At 74.8% G+C, this 14242-nt stretch carries 1 protein-coding gene; it reads left to right on the forward strand.

The window, feature by feature from the left end; translation table 11 throughout:
- Nucleotides 1-37: 37 nt before the first annotated feature.
- On the forward strand, nt 38-14209 hold the full coding sequence (locus tag DV20_RS18230) for a type I polyketide synthase (protein ID WP_043781803.1): 14172 nt from the start codon (nt 38-40) through the stop codon (nt 14207-14209).
- Nucleotides 14210-14242 lie beyond the last annotated feature (33 nt).

Raw genomic sequence — 14242 nt, forward strand, 5'->3', positions numbered from 1 at the left:
TCTTCCCCACGAAACAGCCGAAAGGATCTGCGGCACAGTGCGCACCGATCTCGTCAAGCCACTTCCCGTCGCACTCCTGGAGAACGCGACCCGATTCGCCGGCAAGCCGGCGTTCGCCGACGACCACCGGTCGGTCACCTACGGCGAGCTCGAGGCGCGGACGCGCCGGCTGGCCGGGCACCTGGCCGCCCTCGGCGTCCGGCACGGCGACCGGGTGGCGATCTGCCTCGGCAACCGGGTGTCCACAGTGGAGAGTTACTTCGCGGTCCTGCGGGCCGGCGCGGTCGCCGTGCCGCTCAACCCCGGGGCGGCGACGGCCGAGCTGGAGTTCCCGCTGACCGACAGCGGCGCCACGGTCGTCGTCACCGACCCGGTGCAGGCGGCCCGGCTGCCGCTCGCGCCGCCCGTCGAGCTGCTGGTGACCGGCGGCGACGTCCCGGCGGGCGCCCACCCGTACGACGAACTCGCCGGCACGGAACCGGCCGGGCCCGCCGCGGACGACCTCGAGCTGGACGAACCGGCCTGGATGTTCTACACGTCGGGGACGACGGGCCTGCCCAAGGGCGTGGTGTCGACCCAGCGCAACTGCCTCTGGTCCGTCGCCTCCTGCTACGTGCCGATCCCGGGACTGAGCCACGAAGACCGGGTGCTCTGGCCGCTCCCGCTGTTCCACAGCCTTTCGCACATCGCCTGCGTGCTGTCGGCGACCGTGGTCGGCGCGAGCGTCCGGCTCGTGGACGGCGGGTCCGCCGACGACGTCATGCGGCTGCTGGTGGCCGAGGACTCGACGTTCCTGGCCGGCGTCCCGACCACCTACCACCACCTGGTGCGGGCCGCCCGGCAGCGCGGGTTCTCCGCCCCGGCCCTGCGCATCGGCCTGGCCGGGGGCGCGGTCCTCGGCGCCGGGCTGCGCAGTGAGTTCGAGGAGACCTTCGGCGTCCCGTTGATCGACGCCTACGGCAGCACCGAGACCTGCGGGGCCATCGCCATGAACCCGCCGGACGGCGCGCGGGTCGACGGGTCGTGCGGCCGGCCCGTGCCCGGCGTCGGCGTGCGGGTCGTCGACCCCGAGACCGGGCTGGAGCGGCCCGCGGGCCAGGAGGGTGAGGTCTGGGTCAGCGGGCCGAACGTCATGCTCGGCTACCACAACAGCCCGGAGGCGACCGCCGAAGCGATGCGCGACGGCTGGTTCCGCACCGGTGACCTGGCCCGCCGCGACGACGACGGCTACCTCACCATCTGCGGCCGGATCAAGGAACTCATCATCCGGGGCGGCGCGAACATCCACCCCGGCGAGGTCGAAGCGGTGCTGCGCACGGCCGGCGGCGTCGCCGACGCGGCGGTCGGCGGCGTCCCGCACGACACGCTCGGCGAGGTCCCGGTCGCCTACGTCATCCCCGGGCCGTCCGGGTTCGACGCGGGCGCGCTGATCGAGAAGTGCCGCGAGCAGCTGTCGGCTTACAAGGTGCCGGAGCGGATCCTCGAGGTCGCCCACATCCCGCGGACCGCGTCCGGCAAGATCCGGCGCGGCCTGCTGGCCGACGAGCCCGCGCGGCTGCGGTACGCCGCGACCGAGCACGAGGAGCAGTCCCGGCAGGCCGACGAGACCGTCGCCGCCGGGCTGCGGGCCCGGCTGTCCGGGTTGGCCGAAGGCGCCCAGTGCGATCTGCTGGAAGACCTCGTCCGGACGTTGGCCGCCGACGTGCTGGGGCAACCGGTCCCGGCCGGGCGCGCGTTCCGCGATCTCGGGTTCACCTCGCTGGCCGTCGTCGAACTGCGCAACCGGCTGACCGAGCACACCGGCCGGTGGCTGCCCGCCAGCGTCGTCTTCGACCACCCCACGCCGGTGGCGCTGGCCGGCCACGTCCGGGCGGAGCTGCTCGGGATCGCCCAGGACCTCGCCGAGCCGGTCGCGGCCGACCCGGACGAGCCGATCGCGATCGTCGGGATGGCGTGCCGGCTGCCCGGGGGCGTGGCTTCCCCCGAAGACCTGTGGCGGCTGGTGTCCACGGGCGCCGACGCCGTCTCGGCGTTCCCCGAAGACCGCGGGTGGGACCTCGACGGCCTGATCGACCCGGACCGGGAACGCGCCGGGACGTCGTACGTCGGCCAGGGCGGTTTCCTGCACGACGCCGGACAGTTCGACGCGGGGTTCTTCGGGATCTCGCCGCGCGAGGCCGTCGCCATGGACCCGCAGCAGCGGCTGCTGCTGGAGACGTCGTGGGAGGCCCTCGAGCACGCCGGGATCGACCCGATCGGCCTGAAGGGCACCGACACCGGGGTGTTCTCCGGCCTGATGGGCCAGGGCTACGGGACCGGTGCGGTGGCACCGGAACTCGAAGGCTTCGTCACCACCGGGGTCGCCGCGAGCGTGGCCTCGGGCCGGGTGTCGTACGTGCTCGGCCTGGAAGGCCCGGCCGTCACCGTGGACACGGCCTGTTCGTCGTCGCTGGTCGCGATGCACCAGGCCGCGCAGGCCCTGCGGCAGGGCGAGTGCTCGATGGCGCTGGCCGGCGGTGTCACGGTGATGGCGACGCCGGGCTCGTTCGTCGAGTTTTCCCGCCAGCGCGCGTTGGCGCCCGACGGGCGGTGTAAGGCCTTCGCGGCCGCGGCCGACGGGACCGGGTGGTCCGAGGGCGTGGGTGTCGTCGTGCTGGAGCGGTTGTCGGTGGCCCGGGAGCGCGGGCACCGGGTCCTGGCGGTGCTGCGGGGCAGCGCGGTCAACTCCGACGGCGCCTCCAACGGGCTCACCGCCCCGAACGGCCTGTCGCAGCAACGGGTCATCCGCCGCGCGCTGGCCGCGGCCGGGCTGGCACCGTCCGATGTGGACGTCGTCGAGGCGCACGGGACCGGGACGACCCTGGGTGACCCCATCGAGGCGCAGGCGCTCCTGGCGACCTACGGCCAGGAGCGGGAGACGCCGTTGTGGCTCGGCTCGCTGAAGTCGAACATCGGCCACGCGCAGGCGGCCGCGGGCGTCGCGGGCGTGATCAAGATGGTGCAGGCCCTGCGGCACGAGGTTTTGCCTCCGACACTGCATGTCGACAAGCCGACTGCCGAGGTGGACTGGTCCGCCGGGGCGGTCGAACTGCTGACGGAAGCCCGGGAGTGGCCGCGCCACGGCCGTCCGCGCCGGGCCGGGGTGTCGTCGTTCGGCGTCAGCGGGACCAACGCGCACCTGATCCTGGAGGAAGCCCCCGCCGAAGAGCCGGTGTCCGCGCCGGAAGCCGCCGTGGTGCCGCTGGTGCTGTCGGCACGCAGCGGGGAATCGCTGTCCGGGCAGGCCGAGCGGCTGGCGTCCTTCCTGGACGGGGACGTCTCGCTGACCGAGGTGGCCGCGGCGCTGGTGTCGCGTCGGGCGGTGCTGGACGAACGCGCGGTCGTCGTGGCCGGTTCGCGGGCGGAAGCCGTGGCCGGGCTGCGGGCGCTCGACGCGGCCGGTTCCGGGACGCCGGGCAAGGTCGTGTGGGTGTTCCCGGGGCAGGGGACGCAGTGGCCGGGCATGGGCCGGGAGCTGCTGGACGAGTCCCCCGTGTTCGCCGCGCGGATCGCCGAGTGCGCGACGGCGCTGGAGCCGTGGATCGACTGGTCGCTCGTCGAGGTCCTGCGGGGCGAGGGCGACCTGGACCGCGTCGACGTGCTGCAGCCCGCCTGCTTCGCCGTGATGGTGGGGCTGGCTGCCGTCTGGGCGTCCGTCGGGGTCCGGCCGGACGCCGTCGTCGGGCACTCGCAGGGTGAGATCGCGGCCGCGTGCGTGTCGGGGGCGTTGACCCTCGAGGACGCGGCGAAGGTGGTGGCCCTGCGCAGCCAGGCCATCGCGGCGGAGCTCGCCGGCCACGGCGGGATGGCGTCGGTCGCCATGGGCGAGGACGACGTCGTCTCGCGACTGGCGGACGGCGTCGAGGTGGCGGCCGTCAACGGGCCGTCGTCGGTGGTGATCGCCGGAGACGCCCAGGCTCTCGACGAGACCCTCGAAACCCTGTCCGCGGCGGAAATCCGCGTGCGGCGCGTGGCCGTGGACTACGCCTCGCACACCCGGCACGTCGAAGACATCCGCGACACCCTCGCCGAGACCCTGGCCGGAATCACCGCGCAGGCGCCGGCCGTGCCGTTCTACTCCACCGTCACGAACGAGTGGGTGCGTGACGCCGGTGTCCTGGACGGCGGGTACTGGTACCGCAACCTGCGCAACCAGGTCCGGTTCGGGGCAGCCGCGACGACCCTCCTCGAGCAAGGGCACACCGTGTTCGTCGAGGTCAGCGCGCACCCGGTGCTGGTCCAGCCGCTGAGCGAGCTCACCGGGAACGCGGTCGGGACCCTGCGGCGTGACGACGGTGGCCCGCGGCGGCTCCTGACCTCGATGGGCGAGCTGTTCGTCCGCGGCGTCGACGTGGACTGGACGGCGACGGTGCCCGCCGCCGGCTGGGTCGACCTGCCGACCTACGCCTTCGACCACCGGCACTACTGGCTCGAACCGGCCGAACCGGCGGCGGACGGCGACCCGCTCCTGGGCACGATCGTCAGCACCCCCGGCTCGGACCGGCTCACCGCCGTGGCCCGCTGGACACGCCGGACGCACCCCTGGGCGGCGGACGGCCTGGTGCCGAACGCGGCCTTGGTCGAGGCGGCCATCCGGCTCGGCGACCTGACCGGCACCCCTTTCCTCGCCGAACTGACCGTCGACACCCCCGTGCCGTTGCCGCGGCGGGGTGGCCGGGACGTCCAGCTGATCGCCGGCGAACCCGGCGAGCGGGGGCGGCGTCCGATCGAGGTCTTTTCCCGCGAGGCGGACGGACCGTGGACGCGGCACGCCCACGGCACACTCGCTCCCGCCGCCGCCGCGGTGCCTGAACCGGCGGCGGCGGGAGACGCCACCGACGTCACGGTCGACGGCCTGCGGGACGCGGATCGGTACGGCATCCACCCCGCGCTGCTGGATGCCGCCGTCCGCACGGTCGTCGGCGACGGCCTGCTCCCGTCGGTCTGGACCGGCGTGTCCCTCCTGGCCTCCGGGGCCACGGCCGTGACCGTGACGCCGACGGCGACCGGCCTGCGGCTCACCGACCCGGCCGGGCAGCCCGTCCTGACCGTCGAAGCGGTGCGCGGCACGCCGTTCGCCCCGGAAACGGGGACGACCGACGCGCTCTACCGCGTCGACTGGACCGAGATCCCGCTGTCCGCCGAAGCCGTGGACTTCTCGACGTACGAAGCCACGTCGGTCGAGGAGACGCTGGCCGCGCTCCAGGCGTGGCTGGCGGATCCCGCGGACACCCGGCTGGCCGTGCTCACCGGGGACTGCGCCGAACCCGGCGCGGCGGCGATCTGGGGCCTGGTGCGCTCGGCGCAGTCGGAGCACCCGGACCGGATCGTGCTGGCCGACCTCGACGACCCCGCCGTGCTGCCCGCCGTGGTGGCCACCGGCGAACCGCAGGTCAGGGTGCGCGACGGCGTCGCGTCGGTGCCGAGGCTGGCCCGGATTCCCGCCACGCCGGACGCGCGGCCGCTGCACCCCGGCGGAACCGTGCTGATCACCGGCGGCACCGGCACGCTCGGCGCGCTGACCGCGCGGCACCTCGTCACCGCCCACGGCGTCCGGCACCTGGTGCTGGTCAGCCGCCGCGGTGCGGCTCCCGGACTCCACGACGAGCTGACCGCGCTCGGCGCGTCCGTCACCATCGCCGCCTGCGACGTGGCGGACCGGGCGCAGCTCGAAGCCGTCGTGGCGGCGATCCCGGCCGAGCACCCGCTCACCGCCGTGGTGCACACCGCCGGCGTCCTGGACGACGGCGTCGTCACCGAGCTGACCCCGGACCGGCTCGACACCGTCCGGCGGCCGAAGGCCGACGCCGCCCGGCACCTGGACGAGCTCACCCGGGACGCCGACCTGGCCGCGTTCGTGCTGTTCTCCTCGGCGGCCGGCGTGCTGGGCAACCCCGGCCAGGCCGGGTATGCGGCCGCCAACGCCGAGCTGGACGCGCTGGCGCACGAGCGGAACCGCGAAGGCCTGCCCGCGGTGTCCATCGCCTGGGGCTACTGGGCGGCCGTCAGCGGCATGACCGAGCACCTGGGTGCCGCCGACCTGCGGCGCAACCAGCGGATCGGCATGGCCGGCATCGAGGCGGACGAGGGCATGGCGCTGCTGGACGCCGCCATCGGCACCGGCGGCCCGCTGGTCGCGGCCAAGTTCGACGTCGCCGCCCTGCGGGCCACGGCGAAGGCCGGCGGCCCGGTGCCGCCGCCGCTGCGCGGCCTGGCCCCGCTGCCCCGCCGGACGGCGGCCAAGACCGCGTCGCTGACCGAGCGCCTCGCCGGGCTGGCCGAAGCCGAGCAGACCGAAGCCCTGCTGGACCTGGTCCGGCGGCACGCCGCCGAGGTGCTCGGCCACTCCGGTGCCGGATCCGTCCACTCGGGACGGACGTTCAAGGACGCCGGCTTCGACTCGCTGACCGCGGTGGAACTGCGGAACCGCCTCGCCGCCGCGACCGGGCTCACCCTGTCCCCGGCGATGATCTTCGACTACCCGAAGCCCCCGGCGCTCGCGGATCACCTGCGCGGCAGGCTCTTCGGCGAGAACGCGTCGCGGCCAGCGGAGATCGGGACGGCCGCCGCCGTCGACGAGCCGATCGCCATCGTCGCGATGGCGTGCCGGTTCCCCGGCGGCGTGCACAGCCCGGAGGACCTGTGGCGGCTGGTCGCCGACGGCGTCGACGCGGTCACCGAGTTCCCCGCCGACCGCGGCTGGGACACCGACCGGCTCTACCACGAAGACCCCGACCACGAGGGCACCACGTACGTGCGGCACGGCGCCTTCCTCGACGACGCCGCCGGGTTCGACGCCGCCTTCTTCGGCATCTCGCCCAACGAGGCGCTCGCCATGGACCCGCAGCAGCGGCTGCTGCTGGAGACGTCCTGGGAGCTGTTCGAGCGGGCCGCGATCGACCCGACCACCCTGGCCGGGCAGGACATCGGCGTCTTCGCCGGCGTCAACAGCCACGACTACAGCATGCGGACGCACGGGGCCGCCGGCGTCGAGGGCTTCCGGCTCACCGGCGCCTCGGCGAGCGTGCTCTCCGGGCGCGTCGCCTACCACTTCGGCGTCGAAGGCCCGGCCGTCACGGTCGACACGGCCTGCTCCTCGTCGCTGGTGGCGCTGCACATGGCGGTGCAGGCCCTGCAACGCGGCGAGTGCGCCATGGCCCTGGCCGGCGGTGTGATGGTGATGGGCACGGTCGAGACCTTCGTCGAGTTCTCCCGGCAGCGCGGGCTGGCCCCCGACGGCCGGTGCAAGGCGTTCGCCGACGGCGCGGACGGCACCGGCTGGTCCGAGGGGGTCGGGCTGCTCCTGGTGGAGCGGCTGTCCGAGGCCCGGCGCCGGGGGCACCAGGTGCTGGCCGTGGTCCGCGGATCGGCGGTCAACTCCGACGGCGCGTCGAACGGCCTGACCGCCCCGAACGGCCCGGCCCAGCAGCGCGTGATCCGCAAGGCGCTCGCCGCCGCCGGGCTGTCCCCCTCGGACGTCGACGCGGTCGAGGCGCACGGCACCGGCACGACCCTGGGCGACCCGATCGAGGCCGAGGCCCTGATCGCCACCTACGGTCAGGATCGCGAGCAGCCGCTGTGGCTCGGCTCGGTGAAGTCGAACCTCGGGCACACCCAGGCCGCGGCGGGGGTCGCGGGCGTGATCAAGATGGTCATGGCCATGCGCCACGGCGTGCTGCCCCGGACGCTGCACGTCGACCGGCCGTCGTCCCACGTGGACTGGTCGGCGGGTGCGGTGGAACTGCTCACCGAGGCCCGCGACTGGACGAGCGACGGCCACCCGCGCCGGGCCGGCGTCTCTTCGTTCGGCATCGGCGGTACCAACGCGCACGTCGTCCTCGAAGAAGTCCCCGCGCCGGTCGCCACGCCGCGGCCGGAACCGGCCGGATTCCTGGTGCCCGTGCTCCTTTCCGCGCGTTCGGCCGCCGGGCTGCGCGGGCAGGCCGCGCGGCTCGCCGGCTTCCTCGGCGCCGAGGTGCGCGTCCCCGACGTCGCGCACGCGCTGGCCACCACCCGCGCCCAGCTCGACCACCGGGCCGTCGTCCTGGCTTCCGACCGGGACCGGCTCCGCGCGGACCTCGCCGCCTTCGGTCCCGGTGTCGTGACCGGGACGCCGGTCGACGGCAAGCTGGCCGTCCTCTTCACCGGACAGGGCAGCCAGTGGGCCGGCATGGGCCGCGAACTCGCCGGGACGTTCCCGGTGTTCCGGAACGCTTTCGAGGCCGCGTGCCACGCCGTGGACGCGCACCTGGGCGGGCGCCCGGTGCGCGAGGTCGTGTTCGACGACCGCACCCGGCTCGACCAGACGATGTACACCCAGGGCGCGCTGTTCGCCGTGGAGACCGCGTTGTTCCGGCTCTTCGCGTCCTGGGGCGTCCGGCCGGACCTCCTCGCCGGCCACTCCATCGGCGAGCTCGCCGCCGCGCACGTCTCCGGCGTGCTGGACCTGGCCGAGGCGGGCGAACTGGTCGCCGCGCGCGGCCGGCTCATGCAGGCCCTGCCCGCGGGCGGCGCGATGGTCGCCGTCCAGGCGGCCGAGGACGAGGTCGCGCCGCTGCTCGACGGCACGGTGTGCGTCGCCGCGGTCAACGGCCCGGACTCGGTGGTGCTCTCGGGCGCCGAAGACGCCGTGCTCGCCGTCGCGGCCGGACTGGCGGCCCGCGGCCGCAAGACGAAGCGGCTGCCGGTCAGCCACGCCTTCCACTCGCCGCTCATGGAACCGATGCTCGGCGACTTCCGCGCGGTCGCGGAACGGCTGACGTACCGGGCCGGAACGCTGCCGGTCGTCTCGACCCTGACCGGGAAACTCGCGGCGCTCGACACCCCGGGCTACTGGGTCCGTCAGGTGCGCGACGCCGTGCGCTTCGGCGACGCCGTCACCGAGCTGAACGCCCAGGGCGCGACGACGTACCTGGAGCTCGGCCCGGGCGGGGCGCTCGCCGCCATGGCCCTCGGCACGCTCGGCGGGCCGGAGCAGAGCTGCGTCGCCACCCTGCGCAAGAACGGCGCCGAGGTCCCCGGCGTCCTGACCGCGCTCGCGGAACTGCACGTCCGCGGGGTGACCGTGGACTGGACGGCTCTCCTCGACCGGCCGGGCACGGCGGTCGGGACCGTCCTGCCCACCTACGCCTTCCAGCACGAGCGGTACTGGGTCGGCACCGACGAGACGCCGTCACCCGCGAGCCCGGTCGCGGCGCGCCCGGCCGAGCCGGTGCACGACGTGCCGGCCCTGGTCCGGGAGAGCGTCGCGGTGGTGCTCGGGCACCGGGACACGGCCGCGCCGGATCTCGACCGGTCCTTCAAGGACCTCGGCTTCGACTCCCTCGGCGCGATCAAGCTGCGCAACCGCCTGCGCGACTTCACCGGCGTGGACCTGCCCAGCACGCTGATCTTCGACTACCCGAACGCGGCCGTCCTCGCGGATCACCTGCGGGCCGAACTCCGGGGGGAGCGCCCGGCGGTCGCCGCCCCGGTGGTGCGGGACGTCTCCGACGAGCCCATCGCCATCGTCGGCATGAGCACCCGGCTGCCCGGCGGCGCGGACAGCCCCGAAGAGCTGTGGAACCTGGTGGCCGAGGGGCGGGACGCGATTTCCGGCTTCCCCGTCGACCGCGGCTGGGACCTCGACGGCCTCTACCACCCGGACCCCGCCCACCCGGGCACGAGCTACACGCGCACCGGCGGCTTCCTGCACGACGCGGCCCAGTTCGACGCCGGGCTCTTCGGCATCTCGCCGCGCGAGGCCCTCGCGATGGACCCGCAGCAGCGGCTGCTGCTGGAGACGTCGTGGGAAGCCCTCGAACGCGCGGGCGTCGACCCGCTGTCGGCGCGCGGCAGCGACGTCGGCGTCTTCACCGGGATCGTCCACCACGACTACGTGACGCGGCTGCGCGAAGTGCCCGAGGACGTCCAGGGCTACACGATGACCGGGACCGCTTCGAGCGTGGCGTCGGGCCGGGTGGCCTACGTGTTCGGGTTCGAGGGTCCGGCGGTCACGGTGGACACGGCGTGCTCGTCGTCGCTGGTGGCCATCCACCTGGCGGCGCAGGCCCTGCGGCAGGGCGAGTGCTCGATGGCACTGGCCGGCGGCGCGACCGTGATGGCCAGCCCGGACGCCTTCCTGGAGTTCTCCCGCCAGCGCGGCCTGTCCGCCGACGGCCGGTGCAAGGCCTACGCGGAAGGCGCGGACGGCACCGGGTGGGCCGAGGGCGTCGGCGTGGTCGTGCTGGAACGGCTTTCGGTGGCGCGGGAACGCGGGCACCGGATCCTGGCGGTGCTGCGGGGCAGCGCGGTGAACCAGGACGGCGCGTCGAACGGCCTGACCGCCCCGAACGGCCCTTCGCAGCAGCGGGTGATCCGCGGCGCGCTCGCCACGGCCGGGCTGGCACCGTCCGATGTGGACGTCGTCGAGGGGCACGGCACCGGCACGGCGCTGGGTGACCCGATCGAGGTGCAGGCGCTGCTGGCCACCTACGGGCAGGAGCGGGAACAGCCGCTGTGGCTCGGCTCCCTGAAGTCGAACATCGGGCACACGCAGGCGGCGGCCGGTGTGGTGGGCGTGATCAAGATGGTCATGGCCATGCGCCACGGCGTCATGCCGGCCACGCTGCACGCCGGCGAGCGGACGAGCCAGGTGGACTGGTCCGCCGGGGCGATCGAGGTGCTGACCGAGGCCCGGGAGTGGCCGCGGAACGGCCGTCCGCGCCGGGCGGGCGTGTCCTCCTTCGGGGCCAGCGGCACCAACGCGCACCTGATCATCGAAGAAGGCCCCGCCGAAGAACCCGCGCGCGAAGAGGCGGCCTCCGTGGTGCCGCTGGTGGTGTCCGCGCGCAGCACCGGTTCCCTGGCGGGACAGGCCGGCCGGCTGGCCGCGGTCCTCGAGAACGAGTCGTTGGCGGGGGTGGCCGGGGCACTGGTGTCGAGCCGCGCGACGCTGAACGAGCGTGCGGTCGTCGTCGCGGGCTCGGCCGAGGAGGCCCAGGCCGGGTTGCGGGCGCTGGCCCGCGGCGAGAACGCGCCCGGTGTCGTGACCGGGACCGCGGGCAAGCCGGGCAAGGTCGTCTGGGTCTTCCCCGGCCAGGGCTCGCAGTGGCTCGGCATGGGCCGGGAACTCCTGGACTCCTCGCCGGTGTTCACCCAGCGGATCGAGGACTGCGCGGCCGCGCTGGAGCCGTGGACGGACTGGTCGCTGCTCGACGTCCTGCGCGGCGACGCCGACCTCCTGGACCGCGTCGACGTGGTGCAGCCGGCGAGCTTCGCGATGCTGGTCGGTCTCGCCGCGGTGTGGACCTCCCTGGGGGTCGTCCCGGACGCCGTGTTGGGGCACTCCCAGGGCGAGATCGCCGCCGCCTGCGTGTCCGGGGCGTTGTCGCTGGACGACGCGGCGAAGGTGGTCGCGCTGCGCAGCCAGGCCATCGCCGCGGAACTGGCCGGCCGCGGCGGGATGGCGTCGGTCGCCCTGAGCGAGGAAGACGCGGTCGCGCGGCTGACGCCGTGGGCGGACCGCGTGGAAGTCGCGGCCGTCAACAGCCCGTCCTCGGTCGTCATCGCGGGAGACGCACAGGCCCTCGACGAAGCTCTGGGCGCCCTCGACGGCGTCCGGGTGCGGCGGGTCGCGGTGGACTACGCCTCGCACACCCGGCACGTCGAGGCCATCGAGGAAGTCCTGGACAAGTCCCTGGCCGGGATCACCGCCCGGGCGCCGGAAATCCCGTTCTACTCCACCGTCCTCGGCGCGTGGATCGAGCGGGACGTCGTCGACGGCGGCTACTGGTACCGGAACCTGCGGCAGCAGGTGCGGTTCGGCCCGGCGGTGGCGGACCTGGCCGGGCTGGGGCACACGGTGTTCGTCGAGATCAGCGCCCACCCGGTGCTGGTCCAGCCCCTCAGCGAGATCAGCGGCGACGCCGTGGTGACCGGGTCGCTGCGCCGGGACGACGGCGGGCTCCGCCGCCTGCTTGCTTCGGCGGCCGAGCTGTACGTCCGCGGCGTGGCCGTGGACTGGGCCGCGACGCTGCCCGCGGCCGGCTGGGTCGACCTGCCGACGTACGCCTTCGACCGACGGCACTTCTGGCTGCACGAGGCCGAGCCGGCCGAGGCCGCCGAAGGCGCGGACGGCGAGTTCTGGACCGCGGTCGAACAGTCCGATGTGGACAGCCTGGCCGAGCTGCTCGACCTGGTGCCGGAGCAGCGCGGGGCGCTCAGCACCGTCGTGCCCGTGCTGGCCGGGTGGCGGGACAAGCGCCGGGAGCGCTCGACGGCGGAGAAACTGCGCTACCAGGTCACCTGGCAGCCCCTCGAACGCGAAGCCACCGGCGTCCCGGGCGGGCGCTGGCTGGCCGTCGTCCCGGCAGGCACCGGCGACGCGCTCCTGAAGGAGCTCACCGGTCAGGGTCTCGACCTCGTCCGGCTGGAGATCGAGGAACCCGCCCGGGACCGGCTCGCCGAGCGGCTGCGGGGTGTCCTGGCGGGCAGCGACCTCACCGGCGTGCTGTCCCTGCTCGCCCTCGACGGCGGGCCCGCGGACGCGACCGAGGTCACCGCTTCGACGCTCGCGCTGGTCCAGGCCCTGGGCGACACCAACACGGCCGCGCCGCTGTGGTGCCTCACCTCCGGCGCGGTGAACATCGGCATCCAGGACGCCGTCACCGCACCGGCCCAGGCGGCCGTGTGGGGACTCGGCCGCGCCGTCGCGCTGGAGCGCCTCGACCGGTGGGGCGGCCTGGTCGACCTGCCCGCCGCGACCGACGCGCGCACGGCCCAGGCCCTGCTCGGCGTCCTGACCGGCGCCGCCGGGGAAGACCAGCTCGCGGTCCGGCGGTCGGGCGTCTACCGCAGGCGGCTGGTGCGCAAGCCGGTGCCGGAGGCCGCGACGGGCAAGTGGGAACCCCGCGGCACGGTCCTGGTGACCGGCGGAGCCGAAGGGCTCGGCCGCCACGCCTCGGTCTGGCTCGCGCGGTCCGGTGCCGAACGGCTCATCGTCACCGGCACCGACGGCGTCGCCGAACTGCGGGCCGAGCTCGCCGAGCTGGGCACGGCGGTGGAGTCCTGCGCCGGCACCGACCGGGACGCGATCACGCGGCTGGTGGCGGACGCTGAAGTCACCGCCGTCGTGCACGCCGCCGACATCGCGCAGACCAGCTCCGTCGACGACACCGGCGTCGCCGACCTCGACGAGGTGTTCACCGCCAAGGTGACCACCGCGGTGTGGCTGGACCAGCTGTTCGAGGACACCCCGCTCGACGCCTTCGTCGTGTTCTCCTCGATCGCGGGCGTCTGGGGCGGCGGCGGGCAGGGCCCGGCCGGTGCGGCGAACGCCGTCCTCGACGCCCTGGTCGAGTGGCGCCGGGCCCGCGGCCTGAAGGCGACGTCGATCGCCTGGGGCGCGCTGGACCAGATCGGCATCGGCATGGACGAGGCCGCCCTCGCCCAGCTGCGCCGCCGCGGTGTGATCCCGATGGCGCCGCAGCTGGCCGTCACCGCGATGGTGCAGGCCGTCGCCGGCAACGAGAAGGCCGTGGCGGTGGCCGACATGGACTGGGGCGCCTTCGTCCCCGCGTTCACCTCGGTCCGCCCCAGCCCGCTGTTCGCCGACCTGCCCGAGGCGAAGGCGATCCTCGAGGCGGCCCGAGACGACGGCGAAGACGGCGACACGGCGTCGTCGCTCGCGGACTCCCTGCGCGCGGTCCCGGACGCCGAGCAGAACCGCGTCCTGCTGAAGCTGGTCCGCGGCCACGCCTCGACGGTCCTCGGCCACAGCGGCGCCGAGGGCATCGGCCCGCGGCAGGCGTTCCAGGAGGTCGGCTTCGACTCCCTGGCCGCGGTCAACCTCCGCAACAGCCTGCACGCGGCCACCGGGCTGCGCCTGCCCGCGACGCTGATCTTCGACTACCCGACCCCGGAGGCGCTGGTCGGCTACCTGCGCGTCGAACTGCTCCGGGAGGCCGACGACGGCCTGGACGGGCGGGAGGACGACCTCCGGCAGGTCCTCGCGTCCGTGCCGTTCGCCCGGTTCAAGGAAGCCGGTGTGCTGGACGCCCTGCTCGGCCTGGCCGACGCGGAAGCCGGCCCGGAGCCGGAGGTCCCCGCACCGGCGACGGACGACGCGGAACTGATCGACGCACTGGACATCTCCGGTCTCGTGCAACGAGCCCTCGGACAGACGAGCTGACCGCCGATGGCGAACCAATCGTGGAGGAAGAAC

The organism is Amycolatopsis rifamycinica, from assembly GCF_000695625.1.
Taxonomy (GTDB): Bacteria; Actinomycetota; Actinomycetes; order Mycobacteriales; family Pseudonocardiaceae; genus Amycolatopsis; species Amycolatopsis rifamycinica.